Below are 19,143 nucleotides of genomic sequence, written 5' to 3' on the forward strand. Positions count from 1 at the left end.
TTGAAATTGAAATTCGTAAACTTTGTTGGTTTTTAGCTCATTTATGTCATTCAGACGTTTCACACGCCTTCCAGCTAAGTTGAAAATGAGCTAAAAGCGAGCAGGTTTCCAGTTAGAATGTTAACAGTGCCATTTACATAAAAAACAATGGCATTTCTATGTACTTATTGTATAATGATTGAGCAATAGTAAACTTAAAGTTTACACTCACAAAACAATTGTTATTTTTTGTTTAGTAAATGTAAACAAAAGAGGGAAGTAAGTATGCAGATTGGCCAAAAAATAAAAAATCTTCGCCTGAAAAAAGGCTTAACTCAAGAAGAGCTTGGAGAAAGAACAGATTTAAGTAAAGGGTATATTTCTCAATTGGAACGTGATCTAAGTTCCCCTTCTATCGATACACTTTTTAATGTTCTGGAAGTACTGGGCTGTCCTCCAAAAGAATTTTTCGATGAAGAGGAAAGAGTACAGAAGGTCATTTATAAGGAAGAAGATAGAACGTCATATGTGGATGATGAAAAAGGATACGGAATAAAATGGCTGGTTCCGGAGTCCAATGAAAAAGAAATGGAACCAATTCTCCTCACTTTTGATAAACAGGGAGAGTTTAAAAAGTTTGAACCTTCTCTTTCAGAAACCTTTGCCTACATATTAGAGGGTGAGATAGCCATCCAGCTTGGAACCCGGCGTTATTATGCGAAAAAAGGGGAAGCCATTTACTTTTCTGCATCAGACCGCCATCAATTTATTAATGACTATGATGGTCCGTCCGTCTTGTTATTAGTGGCGACCGATTCTTATTTGTAGAGTGCAGCCAAAAGCAGCTGTGTGGCTTCACCTTCAGCCTTTGATAAGGGCTGTTTTGCATAGATTATTTCATTTGCCACACTGGATCGTTGCGTTTTCTGTCAGTCTTATTTAAGAAAAAAAGCTAAGATGAGAGACAATCGGCAGATAAATACAGCCAAGCAGACAAGATGGAAACAGTAAGATTTTAGAAATGTAAAAAATGAACAATTTATAGATAAAAGGGAGGCTATTATGTCATATGAGTGATAATACTATTATTCGATTTGAGCAGGTGACCAAGCAATATGACCAGGATCCTGCAGTATTGGATAACGTAAGCTTTGAGATTGAACGGGGGAAATTCTATACTCTTCTTGGTCCATCAGGCTGCGGCAAAACAACCATTTTACGTTTAATTGCAGGGTTTACAGAACCGAGCGCTGGCGATATCTATCTAAATGGAAATATCGTAAACCATGTGCCTGCAAACAAACGGCAGGTGAATACTGTATTTCAGGATTATGCATTGTTTCCGCATTTGAATGTATTTGAGAATGTTGCCTTTGGCTTACGAATTAAAAAGCTGAAAAATGCAGAAATCAAAACCAAGGTGCAGGAAGCCCTGCGTTTTGTGAATCTTTCGGGATATGAAGAAAGAGAAATTAATGAAATGTCAGGCGGACAAAGGCAGCGTGTGGCAATTGCCAGAGCGATTGTGAACGAGCCTGAAGTCATTCTTTTGGATGAGCCCTTGTCAGCTCTTGATTTAAAGCTTCGTACTGAAATGCAGTATGAGCTTCGTGAGCTTCAGCGCCGCCTTGGCATCACCTTTATCTTTGTTACACATGACCAGGAAGAAGCGCTGGCGATGTCTGATGAAATTTTTGTTATTAATAAAGGAAGAATTCAGCAAAGCGGGACGCCTACGGATATCTATGACGAACCGATTAATCGATTTGTGGCGGATTTTATCGGGGAATCCAATATTGTAGAAGGCAAGATGATTGAAGATTTTAAGGTGGAATTTGCCAATAAGCAGTTTGAATGTGTCGATAAAGGGCTTCATTCCAATGAGCCTGTTGAAATTGTTATCCGTCCTGAGGATCTTGAAATTACACGCCCGGAAAATGGAAAGCTTCAGGTACGTGTAGATTCTCAGCTTTTCAGGGGTGTTCACTATGAAATTTGCTGTTATGATCAATCAGGCAACGAGTGGCTGGTCCATTCAACGAAAAAGGCAGAAGTAAATTCAGAGATAGGTTTAGATTTTGAGCCGGAGGCCATTCATGTCATGCGCTTTGGTGAAACAGAAGAAGAATTTGATAAACGTCTGGAAGCTTACAATGGATAAATTAACAAGCAAATCACGCAATATTTATCTTATTCCGTATGTCTTATGGATCTTATTATTTGTCGTTACACCTATCCTGCTTATTGTTTATTATTCTTTTTTTGATATTGAGGGCCACCTTACCCTTGATAATTACCGGAAATTCTTCACGCCTGTTTATATGCAAATGACCCTTAGCTCTTTTTGGTATGCTTTTTTAATCATGGCCTTCACCCTGATTATTGCTTATCCTGCAGCATACTTATTGACGAAGACAAAGCACAAGCAGCTCTGGCTTTTGTTAATTATTTTACCGACCTGGATTAATCTGTTATTAAAGGCGTATGCCTTTTTAGGAATATTCGGGACGTATGGAGCGGCTAATGCCTTTTTAAGCCTAATTGGCATAGGGAAACAGCAAATTTTGTTTACCGATTTCAGTTTTATATTCGTATCTGTTTATATTTTTATTCCGTTTATGATTATGCCTATATTTAATGCATTGGAAGAATTAAACCCTTCCCTCATATCAGCGGCAAGGGATTTAGGGGCCTCTCCATGGAAAACCTTTCTGCGTGTCATTTTTCCATTAACGTTGGATGGAGTGAAGTCTGGCTGCCAGGCTGTTTTCATTCCAGCATTATCTTTGTTCATGCTGACAAGATTGATTGCAGGTAACCGGGTCATTACGCTTGGTACAGCCATTGAAGAACATTTCCTTGTTACACAGGACTGGGGAATGGGCTCGACGATAGCCGTCTTTTTAATTATTGCCATGGTTATCATCATGATTGTAACGGGCGGCAGGAAGAGAGGGAAGAGCCTATGAAAAATAAACACAAACTCTCAAACCTCTATCTGGTGGTTGTGTTCGTTATTTTATATGCCCCTATTTTTTACTTGATGTACTATTCCTTTAATAGCGGAGAAACCATGCATGCGTTTAAAGGCTTTACGTTTAAATGGTATAAGGATGTATTCCATGACACACGCCTGATTGTCATCGTTCTCTACACCCTGATTATTGCACTCTTATCCGCTTCTATTTCGACCATTCTGGGTGTATTTGGAGCGCTTGCGATCCGAAATGTTAAAAGCAATAAAACCAAGAACGCTCTGCTATCCTTAAATAATGTGTTGCTGGTAAGTCCAGATGTCATTATTGGAGCATCCTTCTTGATACTATTTACAACAATTGGAATGAAGCTTGGAGCGGGCTCCGTGCTGATTTCGCATATAGCATTCAGTGTACCGATCGTGGTGATCATGGTACTGCCAAAGCTCCAGGAAATGAGCGTAACGTTGATTGATGCAGCCCGCGATCTTGGAGCGAGCAGGTGGGAAGTCCTTTCCAAGGTTGTTATTCCTTATATCACTCCGGGCATAATGGCAGGTTTTTTTATGGCCTTAACGTATTCATTAGATGACTTTTCCGTTACGTTTTTTGTAACAGGAAATGGTTTTTCTACTTTGTCTGTTGAGATTTATTCCCGTGCACGCCAGGGAATTTCATTATCTATTAACGCGTTGTCAACGCTGATCTTTTTATTCACTATCATCTTGGTTATCGGCTATTACTATATCAATCAGCGAAACAATAATCGTGTGAAAGGATGGGGGGCAGGAAAGTGAAACAGTTGATTCGAATGCTGGCCGTTATCGTGATCGTTGCATTTGGCTTAATGTACGTAGCTTCACGGTTAAATGCTACACAGGGCGCCTCATCCAAAAACACCATTACTGTTTATAACTGGGGTGACTACATTGATCCCGATCTCGTATCAAAATTTGAAAAACAAACAGGAATTCATGTTATTTATCAAACCTTTGATTCCAATGAAGCGATGATGACAAAAATAGCGCAGGGAGGTACTACTTTTGATGTGGCAGTTCCGTCAGAATATGCCGTTGATAAAATGAAACACGACCACCTGCTGCTGCCGATTGATCACTCTGAGCTTCCAAATTTAAAATATATTAATCCATATTATTTAAATTTATCATTTGATCCTCATAACCAATATTCTGTTCCGTATTTCTGGGGAACCGTCGGAATTGTGTATAATTCCAGTATGCTGGGAGGAAAAAAGATTACGAGCTGGAATGATCTTTGGGATAAGAATCTGCGCAATCAGGTGCTGCTTGTAGATGGTGCCAGGGAAGTAATGGGAATGGGCTTAAACAGTCTTCATTATTCCTTGAACGATACGAATGAAGCCCATCTGCAGCAGGCAAAGAAAAAACTGGATTCGCTGACCCCGAATGTAAAAGCGATCGTTGGGGATGAAATCAAGATGCTGCTGGCCAATCAAGAAGCGGCAATCGGTGTTGTATGGTCCGGCGACGCATCAGAAATCATGAGCCAAAACGATAAGCTGAACTATGTTGTGCCAAAAGAGGGATCCAACCTCTGGTTTGATAATATGGTTATTCCAAAAACAGCCCGGAATATAAAAGGTGCCGAGAAATTCATGAATTTTATGCTGGATCCTAAGAATGCTGCCCAGAACGCGGAGTACGTCGGTTATTCAACGCCTAATCAGGCTGCGTTGAAGTACCTTCCGAAAAGCGTTTCAGGAGATAAACGCTTTTATCCTGACCTTGGTGCCAATAAGAATCTTGAAGTGTACAAAGATCTTGGAAAGAAAATGCTTGCTCACTATAATGAGCTTTATCTTGAATTTAAAATGTACGGAAAATAGCTTACAGCAATGAAAGAGAGGGTGACTCAAAAAGCGGGACTATGCCGCTGAATGGAGTCACCCTTTTTTACTACTGAATAAAAAAGGGGAAAAGGTAGGGGGCTTTTTTTATAGTTTTAGACTAGGATACCCTGAAAATCACTTTATACGAGTTCAACAATCAAGCCCAACCGACCTATGGTAATCATAATTGCCTTATCGATATGGAAGAAAGAACTTATGAGGGTGGCCACTGAAAAAATCGATGTTGATCTAACCCTTATATTGACTAATGGAAGTGAACAGGCAGGACAAACAGGGTTACGCATATAGGAGTAATACCCAATGTTCATTTTAAATCAAAGTTGATTTCCGCGGAAATCAACGAGCAGGAAAAAAGATGCTGTATCCAAGGTCGCCTGATATCATTGGACCTTTTGTGGCAGCATCTTTTTTTATTGTTCTCTTTGTAATTGAGCCGATCCCATAAGCCCGTAAAAAAATAACTCTACCAAATCAATGAGGGCATCTTTGCTAAGCAATCCTAAGCCCTCTTTTTTTTGAGTTGTCTCAGTGAAAATGTGAATGTAAAAAAGAATGGCTTCTGTTGTCAGCTTTGGATTAATATAGCCTTGTTTTTTTCCTTGATCAATCAGTTCCATGGCAAGTGGCATGCTTTTTTCATTCGTGTACTCTTCAAAAAGCGCCTGGATGCCCGGGTCAGTCAGTGATTGAAGAAACTCCGGGCTCAGCTCCTTTGCCGTTTCGGTTTTGCGGAAGATAACCTGCTCTATTTTTTCAGAAAAAGGGCGGTCCGAATAAATTAATTCACGGTATTCTTCAAATGATTTATCCATATAATCGACTAATACAGCCCTTAGCAGTTCGTCTTTACTGCCAAAATAATTATAAATGGTTACGGGGGAAACATTTGCTTTCTTACTGATTTCTGCCACGCTGACTTTATCTGCGCCATAGGAAGAAAAAAGATTAAGTGCCGCCTGTTTAATCATCTCTTTCTTACGTTCTGTCCTCCGTTGATATCCGTCCATTGTATTCACCTCTAAAACAAGGATACAAAATGATTTGAATAAAAACAATTAAAACAGTTCAAAACTTGTTGATATTCTCATTGGTATCCCTTATTATGAACTCAATAAACTATTTTTATTCAAAACATTTAAAAAGGGGATTGGGAAATGGGAATTCAAGTCGCACATCTAACGAAAGCATTCCCAAATGGAAAGGGGATTTTTGATGTCTCCTTTGAAGTGCAGGAAGGGGAGGTTTTTGGTTTTTTAGGACCAAATGGTGCCGGAAAATCAACTACTATCCGCCATTTAATGGGATTTATGAAGCCTGGCTCAGGAAACGCTGCTATCAATGGGAAGGATGCTTGGAAAGAAAGTCCGGCTATACAAAAGGTAGTTGGGTATCTACCCGGGGAAATTGCATTTGTTGAGGGAATGAATGGAAAGCAATTCCTTGATTTGCTTTCAGGAATGAGGGGATTAAAGGATTTCACAAAACGGGAACAGTTAATTGAACGTTTTCAATTTGATGTAAAAACCCCCATACGGAAAATGTCCAAAGGCATGAAGCAGAAAGTAGGCATTGTCGCTGCTTTTATGCATGATCCCGAAATTCTTATTTTAGATGAGCCGACTTCAGGGCTTGATCCTTTAATGCAAAATATTTTTATAGATTTAATTCTGGAAGAAAAAGCAAAAGGAAAAACCATTTTAATGTCCTCCCATATGTTTGGGGAAATTGAACGGACCTGTGACCGTGTCGGAATGATTAAGGAAGGAAAACTGGTAGCTGTGGAGAAGGTACGCCATATGCAGACTATGCAGAGAAAGCTTTTTGATGTAACAGTAAGTTCCCGGGAGGAAGCGGAGAGCATTCGGTCGGCCGGCTTCACCGTAATCGAGTCAGAGCCTTTGCGGTTAAAGGTTGCTGTGCAGGGTGATTATGATCGCTTCATTAAGGTCCTATCCCATTGCCAGGTCAACAATCTGGACATTCATTCACAGTCTCTTGAAGAAGTTTTTATGCATTATTATGAAAGAGAGGCGAAAGGATAATGAGTTCAGCTCTTTTAATAGCGATGTTAAAGACAACTGGAAAGAATATTTTCAGTTATGCCTTTGGTGCTGCATTCTACGTTATTCTAATTATTTGGATATACCCATCTGTAGCTCATTCAGATGCGCTGAATCAAGTTTTGAAGCAAATGCCTTCAAACTACCTAAGTGCGTTTGGGCTTCAAGGAGGAATGGCTGGGAATTTAAGCGGCTTCTTGGCTGGAGAGTATTATGGCCTTTTGTTCATTATTATTTTAATGATTTATAGTGTCATGACGTCTTCACAGCTCATTGCCAGGTTTATAGACCGAGGTTCAATGGCCTATCTGCTCTCTACACCCAATTCACGGGTGAAGGTGGCAGGAACTCAAGCCATACTGCTGGTATTTGGGTTATTGATGATTGTTCTATTTACAACGATAGCCGGCTTAGCTGGGGCAGCCTGGATGATAAAGGGCGGAAACCTGAGCGTTTCTCGTTTTGTGACCATCAATCTCATGGGCTTTCTGCTTTTCTTTGTCATTACAGGCTATTCTTTTTTATTTTCATGTCTGTTTAACGATGAGAAACGGGCCTTAACGCTTTCCGGATTGCTGACCATTATCTTTTTTGCTCTTGATTTAGCAGCAAAACTGAGCGACCGATTGAGTTGGATCAAGAGCCTGACGATCTTCACCTGCTTTCACCCTTCAGATATTGCCAGAGGAGGCGTAAATATCTGGCCATCAGCAATTGGATTAGCCATTGCGGGTGTTCTTCTGTATAGCATTGCTCTTTATATTTTTAAGAAAAGAGATTTGCCATTATAAAGCGGAATAGCGAATGTATAATGGCAAGCCTTAACAATGCCATCCAAATGGCGAAAAGGCCAGTGCCAATTCACAAGTATTTTTATATACAGGAGAGGTCGTGGCAATACCGAAAACAAAATATAATATAGTATCGATTCTCTTAATGCTCAGTGATATAAATCCGAGACTCCTGCTTTGAAAAGTGAGTTAAGGACACCCTGCAAGGTTAGAAGCAGGTCAAGATAAAAGCATCGTGCAGACAATAAAGAAGCTGAGAACCTATATTTGGGTCTTCGGCTTCTTTTTCTTATTTATATATTTTCCAAGTAGACTCTGTAGAAGCCAGGAAGATCCTTCCCGCAAAAAGGAGTGCCTGAAGCGTAAGTCAACCAGCAGGATGATCAGGGCAGGCCCCCCTAATCTTGATTTCCCCCATGTTTGAAATCAAATCAACCAGCAGGAAGGATTGGAGCCTAGCCAATGTCAATGTGAAGGCCCAAAATAGAATTAAACTCAATGTTGAATGAAGCGGAAGGCACGAGACTCCTGCGGGAAAAGCAGGCTTAGGGAGACCCGGCAGGAGCCTGCGACGAGGAGGCTCCCGGCGCCCGCGGAAAGCGAGTGCCTGAAGCGGAAATCAACCCAGCAGGATGAACAGAACGCAGCCTATATCTACGTACAATCCCAATTTAGATTTAATTCAAAGGTTGATTGGAGTGAAAGGCATAAACTTCTGCGGGATAAGACGTGATATGGGAGAGTGCCTTTAAAATACAAATGTAAAAGAAAGGAATGCAAGAAAAGAAAGAGAATACAGAACAATAGTGCATGAACTGGAGTAATCAACAAAAAACTGTTTGGAAGTATTCGTCTCGAGCTTCCATACAGATAGGGAGGATTTATCAGTTGAAAGATCAAAGAGAACAAAACAATGAGTATAGAGGAAATTATTATGAGGAAATTGGAAACTATATAGGAGGAGAAGGTTATCTTCAATATGGGTTTACAAAAGGAACACTTCAGGAAGTAGAATTTTTAATAGAACGAATGAGGCTTAAACCCGGTTCTGCCATTCTCGATGTTGGCTGTGGACCAGGCAGACATAGTTTGGAGCTTGCCAGAAGAGGTTTCGATGTTACCGGAGTTGATATTTCCTCTGAGTTCGTCCGATTTGCGGAGGAACAGGCAGCAAAGGAAAAGTTAAATGCCAAATTTATTAAGATGGACGCCCGTTCTTTGCAATTAGATAAAACGTTTAATGGAGCCATTTGTCTTTGTGAAGGAGCTTTTGGGCTTGCGGGAAGCCTTGAGAGCCATCGTGATGTATTAAGAGGTATAAACGGAGCTCTTGTTACGGGTGGCCTTTTTGTCCTTACCGTTATCAATGCTTTTAATCTTGTCAGAAATCTTACATCCTTTGAAGTATTCAATGCCTATACATGTACGATAAAGGATACAGAAACAGTAAAAAGTCCGAATGGCGAGGAAAAACAGGTAGATATTTTTACGACTGCTTTTACTTACCGTGAACTGGCACTCTTACTGGAAGACATAGGATTTGAAGTCATAGATGCCTATGGATGCACTGCAGGTGAATTTAGTGAAAAATCCTTGGAAGCAGATGACATGGAAATCATGATCGTCGCACGAAAAATATAACGATTTGGGGTCCCTTTTTCCCTGAAGAAGGGACTCTAGTTACTTTATTTTTTTCCGAAAACCTTCGGAAAGCCGGTACATAGTAAAAATATTGAAATAAAACCCATATTATTACGGTTATGTATATTATATTCATTGACTTCTCAAAATTCTGATAATATACTTGTTACATTCTTCTGAGAAGGCTTTTTTCATATAATTGTTGGTATGAATTGGGTCTTTTTCGTGTTCACAGCAATTTTTTTATGAAAAACAAAAGCTTACCAAAAAGCCTTCAATAATAACAACAATAGAAAATAGATTTGGGTGAACAGCATGAAAAACACATTATTAAGAAAAAAGTCTATTTCAGATATGCTTGGGCAGAGCAGCAAAAATGGCTTAAAGCGTTCTTTAGGCACCTTTGATCTAACCCTTTTGGGAGTTGGGGCCATAATAGGGACAGGTATCTTTGTTTTAACTGGGTTAGTGGCTGCTACAACTGCCGGTCCTGCTTTAATCATATCCTTTATACTAGCAGGGATAGCATGTGGTCTTGCTGCACTTTGTTATGCTGAGTTTTCTTCAAGCATTCCTGTGTCCGGGAGCGTGTATACGTATGCCTATGCTACACTGGGAGAGGTCTTCGCCTTTCTGATTGGCTGGGATCTTATGCTGGAATACTTATTGGCTGTATCTGCCGTGGCGACAGGATGGTCCGCATATTTTCAATCTTTTATTTCAGGTTTTGGGATACACATTCCGAAAGCACTCACTTCAGCGCCTGGTGCCGGAGGAGGCGGAATGGTCAATTTGCCAGCCATGATCATTATTTTTCTTGTCACTGCTTTGCTTTCTAAGGGTGTCAAGGAAAGTGCCAGGGTGAATAATATTATGGTTATCGTTAAGCTCGTGGTCATTATCGCATTTATTGCGATTGGTGTGGGCTATGTAAAGCCGGCTCACTGGACGCCTTTTCTGCCTTTTGGCTATTCCGGCATCATAGGAGGAGCTGCAACAGTCTTTTTTGCTTATCTGGGGTTTGATGCTGTATCAACTGCTGCAGAAGAAGTGAAAAATCCTCAAAAAAGTGTTCCGATTGGCATTATTGCTTCTTTATTTATTTGTACGATTTTATATATGCTGGTGACACTGGTGCTGACCGGAATGGTTCCTTATCAGCATCTAGGCGTCGATGATCCGGTATCATTTGCTCTTCGATATGTAGGTCTAGATCGTATGGCCGGGTTTATTTCGCTGGGGGCCATTGCAGGAATGACCACAGTCCTTATCGTAATGGGATATGGACAAGTACGGATTTCCTATGCTATGAGCCGTGACGGATTGCTTCCAAAATTCCTTTCGTCAGTTCATCCAAAGCATAAGACTCCTTATGTCAATACCTGGGTGACAGGTTTGGTGGCAGCAGTCATTGCTGGTTTTGTAAACTTAAAAACACTGGCTGAACTGGTCAATATCGGAACACTGGCAGCTTTTACGTTGATTTCAATAGGGGTCATTATTCTTAGAAAAACGCATCCTTCATTAAACCGGGCATTCAAGGTTCCGTTTGTTCCAGTTCTTCCGGCGTTATGTGCAGTGTTTTGTATCTATTTAGCTACCAGCCTGCCTGCTATGACCTGGAAAGTCTTTGTGATCTGGATTGTTGTCGGCTTTCTTATTTACTTTTTTTACGGGAAAAGGCATAGCATATTAAACACAAAAGAAAAATAAGATGTAAGAACGGCAGTAGGAGTACAAGCAAGAAGGTGATCCTGTTCAACTGCCGTTCTTTTTCTTTCCTTGAGAGGGGGTCTTTTGGCTATAGGAAAAAACACACAGGGGTTTATAAAACAGGTTGTTTGGGAATGTAGTTAATAACTTAGTTATTAAGCTAAAGCTGATTATGGGATGCTTTTTAATGAAAGGTTCAGTATACAATCTTTTGCATAGTTTGCAAAAGTTAATTGCTTTGGAAAGCAACACTTGAAACCAAAATAACCTTGATGAAATGTGTCTCCTTAAAATGTATAGGATTTGGGGTGTGGAAATGAAAGAAGAACCCGTATTGACTTCAAATAAAGTAGAGGATGAAGACTTAAAGAGAGGACTAAAGCCAAGACATCTAATGATGATTTCACTTGGCGGTGCCATTGGTACAGGGCTGTTTTTGGGAAGCGGTGCTGCTATTTATACAGCGGGTCCAGGCGGGGCTTTGCTTGCCTATATCATTATCGGAATCATGGTCTATTTTATCATGACAAGCCTGGGTGAACTAGCAGCGTTCATGCCGACGAGCGGCGCATTCAGTACCTATGCCACACGATTTGTAGATCCTTCCCTTGGTTTTGCACTTGGATGGAATTATTGGTATAGCTGGGCTATCACCCTGGCAACAGAATTATCCGCCTCCACGCTGGTAATGAAGTTTTGGTTTCCGCATAGTCCATCTTGGATATGGAGCGGACTTTTTCTCCTGCTAATTTTTGGGTTGAATATCCTGTCAGTAAAAGGATATGGGGAAGGCGAGTACTGGTTTTCATTTATTAAAGTGGCGACCATCATCATTTTTATTATCGTCGGCATCTTGATGATCTTTGGAATCATGGGCGGGCATGCCATTGGATTTAAAAACTTTACGTATAAGAATGCTCCTTTTAATGGAGGTTTCCTGACCATTCTTGGTGTTTTTATCACAGCGGGTTTCTCCTTCCAGGGAACAGAGATTGTCGGGGTGGCTGCTGGGGAAAGTGAAAATCCTCAAAAAAATGTACCAAAAGCCACAAGAAGCATATTTTGGCGTATCCTGCTATTCTATGTGTTGGCCATCTTTATCATTGGTTTGATTATTCCGTACACAACAAGTTCACTTAAAAGTAATGACATTATGGTGAGCCCTTTCACGCTGGTTTTTAAACAAGCAGGTCTTGCTTTTGCAGCATCCGCAATGAATGCCGTAATTTTAACGGCTGTGCTGTCTGCAGGAAATTCCAGCCTTTATGCATCTACCAGAATTCTGTACGCAATGGCGAAGCAGGGGCAGGCACCCAAAATTTTAGGGAATGTAAACAAAAGAGGCATTCCTGTTGCGGCATTAATCGTCACAACATTGGTCGGTGCACTGGCTTTTCTTGCCTCTATTTTCGGTGATGGAGCCATCTATATTTGGCTGCTGAATGCATCTGGAATTACCGGTTTTATATTCTGGCTGGGGATCTCAGCGAGCCATTATCGATTTAGACGGGCTTTTGTGGCACAGGGCCATTCCGTAGACAGGCTCCCATACAGGGCAAAATGGTATCCATTCGGACCAATCTTTGCTTTCATTGTCTGTTTGATTGTCTTATTAGCTCAAAACTACCAGGCATTTCTGAGTGGCTCCATCAAGTGGAGCGATGTTATTGCATCCTACCTGGGTATCCCCTTATTCCTCGTTATGTGGTTTGGATACAAACTGATTAAAAAGACAAAAGTCATTCCATTAAAGGAATGTGACTTTGGCTTTGAAGAGGAAGCTAAAGAGGAAAAATAACCAAAAGTAAGAGCGGAATCGTGATGATTCCGCTCTATTTAGGCTGTTTTCAGCTTTTGTCCGATGAACCAGGCTTTTTTCGTAACCTTTGTTGTTATTTGAAACAAATGCAGATACCAAGCTGTATTAAAAGTTGTAAAAATGTTTCGCGGTTTGTCCTCCATCCTTGTAATGAAGGACATTTCGTTTACTTTTTATCTTCGTAAAGTCTTTCATCGGTGTAATGAAGGACGTTTCCGTCTCCTTTTATCTGAGTTAAGGTCTTCATCGGCGTTATGAAGGACGTTTCGCTCTCTTATTATCTGAGTAAAGTCCTTCATCGGCGTAATGAAGGACGTTTCGCTTACTTTGTTTCGCGCATTATCCTTCATTCTCGTTATTAAAAAATCTTCTCCTTCTTGAGTTTTAAGTATTGTCCTTGTGAAATGCTTACATAATGATGCTGGGAAGATGGGCAACATACAGATTTATCCCTTCCCTGTAAAGCAACAATCGAAGCGAAAACGTCATAACTAAAAGATACTATTTTAGAGGCATGCTATTTTTGACAAGATTTGTGATTTATATAGGAATTTAGGAAGTTATGGAAAATTTTTTTGACTGAAATGGTAAAAAAGCGACGGTTCTCCTTTATAATATACAATTGGGCTGGGCAATTGTTTCAATTGCATCCTGAATTCAAAAGTGAAATAGAAGCTGTGTTTAACAGCTCTGAAAATAAAGGAGTTACATTCGTGTCGGTTAAATTGCAAACCATAACGTCAGTGATGATTGCCGCTTTAATTATTTTGCTTTCTGCTTTCTTAAGTACGATTATTAGCCAAAAAGCTGTTCAAATTTTAAAAGGGAATGTGGGGGATTCGCTCGCTGAGGTATCCTATGAGATGTCGGATAAGCTGGATTCCTTTATGTGGTCACGGTTTGGAGAAATTAACGTTCTCAGCCAGCTAAATGCCTTCAAGGAACCAAACAGTAAAGCTGAAGGGCAAAGACTGCTGAACCAGCTTCACCAAAGTATCCCTTCTTTTTCCTGGGTAGGCGTTACGAATTCAAAAGGGGTTGTTCAGGCGGCGACAAATGGAATACTTGTCGGTAAAAGCATTTCAAGCAGGCCGGTTTTTATGAAGGCTCTCAAAAAGCCCTATATTGGTGATGTCCATAATGCTGTTCTGCTGGCAAAGCTGCTGCCCAACCCAACAGGAGTGCCCCTGCAATTCGTTGATATCAGTACACCGATTAAGGGGAGGGACGGGCAGTTTACGGGCGTACTGGCTGCTCATTTAAGCTGGTCCTGGGCGAAAGAAATTAAGCAGACCGTTTTGGATTCTTTAAAGAAAAAGAAGGAGGATGCAGATATCCTCATCATTAGCTCAAAAGATGATACTGTTTTGCTGGGTCCAATGGACTTGGTCGGCAAACCTCTGCACTTAAAAAGTGTACAAATGGCTAAAAAAAGAACCAACAGCTGGCTTGTAGAGAAATGGCCGGATGGAAAGAGTTATCTTACTGGCTTTGCTTTTGAGAAAGGCTATTTAAATTATCCCGGCCTTGGCTGGTCAGTGATTGTCAGGCAGCCGTCCAGCGTAGCCTTTAAGCCGGCAGCAGATTTACAGCATTACATTATGCTTGCAGGTGCCATATTGGCGCTTATTTTTGCCGTAATCGGTTGGTTCATGGCGAGTAAAATCTCTAATCCGTTAAAAAACATCTCTCAAGCTGCGAATCGGCTTAAAAATGGAGAAAAGGTGGCAATCCCGTCGTTCAGCGGCATAAAGGATTTAGAAATCTTGTCCTTATCTCTCAGGGAGCTTGTTTCTTCCCTTGATCATACGGAAACGAGGCTCGGAAAAATGGAGGATATTGCTTACCACGATGCACTAACGGGGCTGCCAAACCGCATTTCTCTTTATTTGCAAATAGATCAGAGGATCCAGGGAATTAACCGGGAGACCGATACTCTGGACTTTTTATTCCTGGACCTGGATGGCTTTAAAGGAGTAAACGATGGGTTTGGCCACCATATGGGTGATTTGCTTTTAAAAGAGGTTGGAAACAGACTTGCCGCCTGCCTTCTCGAAGGAGAATTTGTCGCCCGGCTTGGCGGAGACGAGTTCGTTATTCTTACTTCATCCAAAAAAGAGGAAGCCAAAACAAAGGGAAGATTCATGGGCAGCAGAATCATTCATGCGATTAATACACCCTTTATGATTAATGGCGAAAGCATCAAAATAGGGTGCAGCATTGGTTGGGCATCATGGCCTGAGCATGGGGATGATCCGGACGCTGTCTTACAGCTCGCAGATAAGGCACTCTATTATTCTAAAATCGGCGGAAAAAATACGATTTCGTTCTATCCATCCTGACCAGTAAAAAAATTTATTCAAAGCTTAAAAGAATGCTTAGCAAAAAAGGCAGGCCTGCACATGGTACAGATCCGTGTGCTGCCTGCCTTTTTTTAAAAGGATAAGTATAAAATGTTTTATTAATGGTAGTCTCTGTTTAGACCCAGCGCCTATCGGCTAGCGGATTTTTTCGTCCCCTCACTAAGATAAATTAACATCTAGTTTCCTTTATCTCAGTCGAAAACTCTGAAATCCGTACGCCGATGAACGAGAAGCCTGCGCTTTTCTAATAAGGTTACGCCTGTGCGTTGTTTTTTTGTTTTTGCGCTGTTTTAACTCGTGCATTTCCCATAACAGCAACTGTTATTGCAGCGATAACGATTGGAATAAGCGCGTAGAGGAAGATATGTGTAATGGATGAAGACATCGCATTCACAATTTTATCTAATATGAAACCAGGTATTTTTGAACGTTCACTTGATTGGAACAGGTTTCTTAAACTGTTTTGATCCATATGGAATTGTCCGTTATTTTGCATTCCTGCAAAGGCATCCTTCAGCTTGCTGGTCAAAAGCTTATTTTGAATGGAGCCAAAGATCGTGACACCCAGCGTCATTCCCAATGTACGGAGAAACGCATTGGTGGAGTTGGCAATCCCGCGGAACCGCGGTTCAAGATTATGGATAGAGGCAGTTGGAAGCAGGGAAAAGGAAAATCCCATCCCATATCCCACAATAATCATGAAAAGGGTCAAAAGAATTCTTGCCGTATCAGGTGTTAAAGTGCTTAACGAGTACATTCCGATAAAATAAGCAATGACAGAGATAATCATTAAATTTCTGTAGCTTGTTTTGGTTTGGAAAATACCGCCTGAGGCACTTCCGGCAACAGATCCCAGCATCATCGGTGTTAAAATGAGGCCTGCGTTTGTTGCAGCTCCGCCATAAACGGCTTGAACAAATATAGGTATATACACGGTTAAAATAATAAAGGTGCCGCCATACAAAAAGGCAAGAATCTGCGATGAGGCAAATAGCCGGCGTTTAAAGAGCCACAAAGGAAGAATTGGTTCTTTTGCATATTTCTCCAAAATAAAGAAGGTAACCAAAAAAACGGCGAAAATCACAAAAAGTCCGATAATCTGAACGGAATTCCATGCATACTTATCACCGCCCAGCTCTAAAGCAAACATTAGGCTGATAACCGAGATAACCAGGGTGATGGCGCCTCCCCAGTCAATTTGCTGTTTCGAATGCTGGAGGGATTCCTTGTAATTACGAAATACAAGCAGAAATGAAACAATGCCGATTGGCACATTAATATAGAAGACCCAGTGCCAGCTGATATATTCTGTTATATAAGAACCGAGCAATGGCCCGATTACACTGGATGCTCCAAAAACAGCACCAAGCAGACCTGTCATTTTTCCACGGTTTTCCGGAGGGAAGACATCAAAAATAATGGTGAACGCAATCGGCATAAGAGCGCCTCCGCCAATTCCCTGGATAGCCCGGAAAATACTAAGCTGGACGATGCTGTTAGCAAGTCCGCACAGAGCTGAACCAATCAGGAAGACACATAAGCCAAATACAAAGAATCGCTTTCTGCCGTACATATCTGAAAGCTTTCCGAAAATTGGCATCCCGGCCATGGATGCAACCATATAGGCAGAGGTTACCCAAACAAACTGATCAATGCCGCCAAGCTTTGACACGATGGTCCCCATTGCTGTGGCCACAATGGTATTATCGATGGCTGCCATGAAAATCCCGAGCAGGAGCCCGGCGACCACCAATTTAATGTTGCTTTTTTTATCAAGCATTTGATTTCCCCTTTCTCTTTTTTAAAAGTAAAATAAATACAAAAATAAGAAATAATTTCAGTACTCCCAAGTAATTATACGGCAGCCCATACTCGTTTACAATTTAAATCAGGCGGTCTTAGCATAACTTCTTTCGTTTCGTACATGTGGATAATTGAGATTTCTTTTAGTCGTCGTGCCAACTTTCAGAAATCAATCAAACGTTGTTTGTGAGCATTTTGTTTCGCTCGTATAGTTAAAAAGAAAGAAAAGGAGAGAGGCCAATGCATCCTCTCTCCTTTTGAAAGCATTATTTACTTTCTGCAAGCTTTTCCAGCTGTTCTTTTATATTGTCGGTGCATACTCCGCCGTGATAGCAAATGACCGTTTCAATATCATGGGAAGTAAATTTTTTAAGAGACTCGTAAGCCTGGTTTAAATCCGGTGTAACAGGAGGATTTGGACCTAGAAGCTTTCCGTTATCCGCTACGATTGCATCCCCGGTAATGAGGGTTTTGCTGTCATGGTGATATAAGCTGATATGTCCAGGTGTATGGCCAGGGGTGAAAATAACGGTAATTCCTCCTCCGTATGGAAGGTATTGTCCATCTTCAACAGTTGTATCCACCTTTGAAGTGATATCCATCTCCAGCATGGAAAGGAATTGTTCACGCTGCTCAGTAGGTAGTGCTTCGATTCTTTTGAGCATCATTTCTTTGTTCATTTTAATAAATGGCTTATCCCCTTCAATGTATGGCTTGTCTTCTTTATGTGCCAATACCTCAATAGGGCCGTCGAATTCTTTTAAAAGCTCCGGAAGGCTTCCAATATGGTCAAAATCCTGATGGGTAAGGATGACCTTGCTTAGCTTATGGAAGGGTACACCTGCTTCTTCAAAGGCTTCACGAATGGCTGGCAGCAGTCCAGGGGTTCCTGTATCTACTAAAATTGCTTCGTTTTCATCCCAAAGTAAAGTGGGGCAAATTTTGCTTACGTTTCCCATTACATTCATGGAGAGTTCAAGAGCTTCGATTCCGTTTTTAATTTTCATGGTTTTTGCCAAAGCTTAAAATCGCTTCAGCACACCTCCCTTTTCATATTTTAAATGCTAGGCAGGGTAGCCTCTATTTGTTACATTAATATAAAATGAGGCTATTGTACAACTATTTTACCTTGTAAAGTATTAATGAAGTGAAATGTAAAATGGTAGTGGAGCAGGGGGAAGAGAGATGGGAGAAAGGTTTAAGTTTGTGGCAGCGGTGCATCTTTTTATATTAAATGAAAAAAATGAAATTTTACTGCTAAGACGGTACAATACTGGCTATGAGGATGGTAATTATAGCGTGGTGGCCGGGCATTTGGACGGGAATGAAGAGGTTGCAGAGGCGGCATGCCGAGAGGCCTATGAGGAAGCGGGGATGATCATTCAAAAGGAAGATGTCCATGTCATTCAAACCATGCATCGAAAATCAAAGGAAGAAAGAATAGATTTCTTTGTAACGGTGGAAAGATGGTCAGGAGAGTTGACGAATAAAGAACCGGAAAAATGCGATGAGCTAAATTGGTTTCCTCTTGAAGAACTTCCTGAAAATACGATCCCTTACATTAGAAGAGCTATACAAAACTATCAGCAAAATCGAACGTTTGACAGCTTTGGATGGCAGGAAGATAGTGAAATGAATGCAGCATACATTGACAAATAAAAGAAACATTGCACCGGCCGCTAGCTAATCAGGCTGGTGTTTTTTTGGGGGGAGTGTGCAGCATTGGCGGGCTAATATGGTTTAGTGCTTTAAAGCGAAGAAGGGGTCTGACCCCTTTAGTGGAGTAAAGGATTTGCTGTGGAACTTAGGTTTTTGGTCAGGTGAGGTGCTTAGTTTATGCTTCATAGAGTTGACGAAGGAATATTGCGGAGAAAAAATCAGAGAACCGTCCTTCATAAGGGTGATGAAGGACATATTGCGGAGAAAAAATCAGAGAACCGTCCTTCATAAGGATGATGAAAGTCAAATCAACGGAAAAATCCCCATAAAAAGTCCTTCACTGCGCCCGAACCGTTCAACTCTTGTACTCCAAATAAGCCGCTTGGCAGTACAATTACAATTGCATAATCCCTAGTTTTTTCACGAAGGAGTCTTCCTAGCAAGACGAC

At 41.0% G+C, this 19,143-nt stretch carries 15 protein-coding genes; 12 read left to right on the top strand and 3 right to left on the bottom strand.

Annotated elements, in window-relative coordinates; all coding sequences use genetic code 11:
- Positions 1–264 precede the first annotated feature (264 nt).
- The 5 genes from A5N88_RS16865 to A5N88_RS16885 all read left to right on the top strand — a co-directional run bounded on the left by A5N88_RS16865 (position 265) and on the right by A5N88_RS16885 (position 4,821).
- Complete coding sequence (locus A5N88_RS16865; protein WP_066268099.1) at positions 265–807, top strand: helix-turn-helix domain-containing protein; 543 nt, start codon at positions 265–267, stop codon at positions 805–807.
- 241 nt (positions 808–1,048) lie between these two features.
- Positions 1,049–2,140 (top strand): ABC transporter ATP-binding protein, encoded by a 1,092-nt coding sequence (locus A5N88_RS16870; protein ID WP_066268100.1) that lies wholly within the window; start codon positions 1,049–1,051, stop codon positions 2,138–2,140.
- Positions 2,133–2,948, top strand: a complete 816-nt coding sequence (locus A5N88_RS16875; RefSeq protein ID WP_066268102.1) for an ABC transporter permease — start codon at positions 2,133–2,135, stop codon at positions 2,946–2,948. The genes A5N88_RS16870 and A5N88_RS16875 overlap by 8 nt, the downstream gene beginning before the upstream one ends.
- On the top strand, positions 2,945–3,751 hold the full coding sequence (locus A5N88_RS16880) for an ABC transporter permease (RefSeq protein ID WP_066268104.1): 807 nt from the start codon (positions 2,945–2,947) through the stop codon (positions 3,749–3,751). The genes A5N88_RS16875 and A5N88_RS16880 overlap by 4 nt, the downstream gene beginning before the upstream one ends.
- A 14-nt stretch (positions 3,752–3,765) precedes the next feature.
- Positions 3,766–4,821, top strand: a complete 1,056-nt coding sequence (locus A5N88_RS16885; RefSeq protein WP_412733828.1) for an ABC transporter substrate-binding protein — start codon at positions 3,766–3,768, stop codon at positions 4,819–4,821.
- A 434-nt stretch (positions 4,822–5,255) separates the two neighbouring features.
- Here A5N88_RS16885 and A5N88_RS16890 read toward each other — a convergent pair whose 3' ends face one another.
- Positions 5,256–5,852: a TetR/AcrR family transcriptional regulator gene (locus A5N88_RS16890; RefSeq protein ID WP_066268108.1), complete on the bottom strand. Its 597-nt coding sequence runs from the start codon at positions 5,850–5,852 to the stop codon at positions 5,256–5,258.
- A 147-nt stretch (positions 5,853–5,999) separates the two neighbouring features.
- Here A5N88_RS16890 and A5N88_RS16895 point away from each other — a divergent pair, with 147 nt between their 5' ends.
- The 6 genes from A5N88_RS16895 to A5N88_RS26300 all read left to right on the top strand — a co-directional run bounded on the left by A5N88_RS16895 (position 6,000) and on the right by A5N88_RS26300 (position 15,211).
- The gene (locus tag A5N88_RS16895; RefSeq protein ID WP_066268110.1) at positions 6,000–6,887 is read left to right on the top strand and encodes an ABC transporter ATP-binding protein; all 888 of its coding nucleotides are present in this window, start codon (positions 6,000–6,002) and stop codon (positions 6,885–6,887) included.
- Positions 6,887–7,696 (top strand): ABC transporter permease subunit, encoded by an 810-nt coding sequence (locus tag A5N88_RS16900; RefSeq protein WP_066268112.1) that lies wholly within the window; start codon positions 6,887–6,889, stop codon positions 7,694–7,696. The genes A5N88_RS16895 and A5N88_RS16900 overlap by 1 nt, the downstream gene beginning before the upstream one ends.
- Positions 7,697–8,584: 888 nt before the next feature.
- Positions 8,585–9,337, top strand: coding sequence for a class I SAM-dependent methyltransferase (locus A5N88_RS16905; protein ID WP_198160310.1), 753 nt, complete (start codon positions 8,585–8,587; stop codon positions 9,335–9,337).
- Positions 9,338–9,652: 315 nt separating this feature from the next.
- A complete protein-coding gene (gene bcaP, locus A5N88_RS16910) occupies positions 9,653–11,050 on the top strand; it encodes a branched-chain amino acid transporter BcaP (RefSeq protein WP_066268114.1) in 1,398 nt (465 codons plus the stop codon).
- 316 nt (positions 11,051–11,366) lie between these two features.
- Positions 11,367–12,848 (top strand): amino acid permease, encoded by a 1,482-nt coding sequence (locus tag A5N88_RS16915; RefSeq protein WP_066268116.1) that lies wholly within the window; start codon positions 11,367–11,369, stop codon positions 12,846–12,848.
- Between the two features lie 734 nt (positions 12,849–13,582).
- A complete protein-coding gene (locus tag A5N88_RS26300) occupies positions 13,583–15,211 on the top strand; it encodes a sensor domain-containing diguanylate cyclase (protein WP_066270624.1) in 1,629 nt (542 codons plus the stop codon).
- A 274-nt stretch (positions 15,212–15,485) separates the two neighbouring features.
- Here the strand turns inward: A5N88_RS26300 and A5N88_RS16930 are convergent, their stop codons facing one another.
- A complete protein-coding gene (locus tag A5N88_RS16930; RefSeq protein WP_066268120.1) occupies positions 15,486–17,012 on the bottom strand; it encodes an MDR family MFS transporter in 1,527 nt (508 codons plus the stop codon).
- A gap of 289 nt (positions 17,013–17,301) precedes the next feature.
- Positions 17,302–18,054: an MBL fold metallo-hydrolase gene (locus A5N88_RS16935; protein ID WP_328006921.1), complete on the bottom strand. Its 753-nt coding sequence runs from the start codon at positions 18,052–18,054 to the stop codon at positions 17,302–17,304.
- Between the two features lie 166 nt (positions 18,055–18,220).
- Between A5N88_RS16935 and A5N88_RS16940 the strand changes: the two genes are divergently transcribed.
- Entirely contained in the window at positions 18,221–18,694 is a 474-nt protein-coding gene (locus A5N88_RS16940) for an NUDIX hydrolase (protein WP_066268121.1), read from the top strand.
- Positions 18,695–19,143 lie beyond the last annotated feature (449 nt).

Source organism: Heyndrickxia acidicola (assembly GCF_001636425.1).
In the GTDB taxonomy this organism is placed as follows: Bacteria; Bacillota; Bacilli; order Bacillales; family Bacillaceae_C; genus Bacillus_AE; species Bacillus_AE acidicola.

Bases quoted from the DNA above. Each gene is read 5' to 3' on its own strand.
- bcaP (WP_066268114.1), top strand. From the start codon at position 9,653: ATGAAAAACACATTATTAAGAAAAAAGTCTATTTCAGATATGCTTGGG.
- A5N88_RS16900 (WP_066268112.1), top strand. From the start codon at position 6,887: ATGAGTTCAGCTCTTTTAATAGCGATGTTAAAGACAACTGGAAAGAAT.
- A5N88_RS16885 (WP_412733828.1), top strand. From the start codon at position 3,766: ATGCTGGCCGTTATCGTGATCGTTGCATTTGGCTTAATGTACGTAGCT.
- A5N88_RS16915 (WP_066268116.1), top strand. From the start codon at position 11,367: ATGAAAGAAGAACCCGTATTGACTTCAAATAAAGTAGAGGATGAAGAC.
- A5N88_RS16880 (WP_066268104.1), top strand. From the start codon at position 2,945: ATGAAAAATAAACACAAACTCTCAAACCTCTATCTGGTGGTTGTGTTC.
- A5N88_RS16895 (WP_066268110.1), top strand. From the start codon at position 6,000: ATGGGAATTCAAGTCGCACATCTAACGAAAGCATTCCCAAATGGAAAG.
- A5N88_RS16870 (WP_066268100.1), top strand. From the start codon at position 1,049: ATGAGTGATAATACTATTATTCGATTTGAGCAGGTGACCAAGCAATAT.
- A5N88_RS16875 (WP_066268102.1), top strand. From the start codon at position 2,133: ATGGATAAATTAACAAGCAAATCACGCAATATTTATCTTATTCCGTAT.
- A5N88_RS16890 (WP_066268108.1), bottom strand. From the start codon at position 5,852: ATGGACGGATATCAACGGAGGACAGAACGTAAGAAAGAGATGATTAAA.
- A5N88_RS16930 (WP_066268120.1), bottom strand. From the start codon at position 17,012: ATGCTTGATAAAAAAAGCAACATTAAATTGGTGGTCGCCGGGCTCCTG.
- A5N88_RS16940 (WP_066268121.1), top strand. From the start codon at position 18,221: ATGGGAGAAAGGTTTAAGTTTGTGGCAGCGGTGCATCTTTTTATATTA.
- A5N88_RS16865 (WP_066268099.1), top strand. From the start codon at position 265: ATGCAGATTGGCCAAAAAATAAAAAATCTTCGCCTGAAAAAAGGCTTA.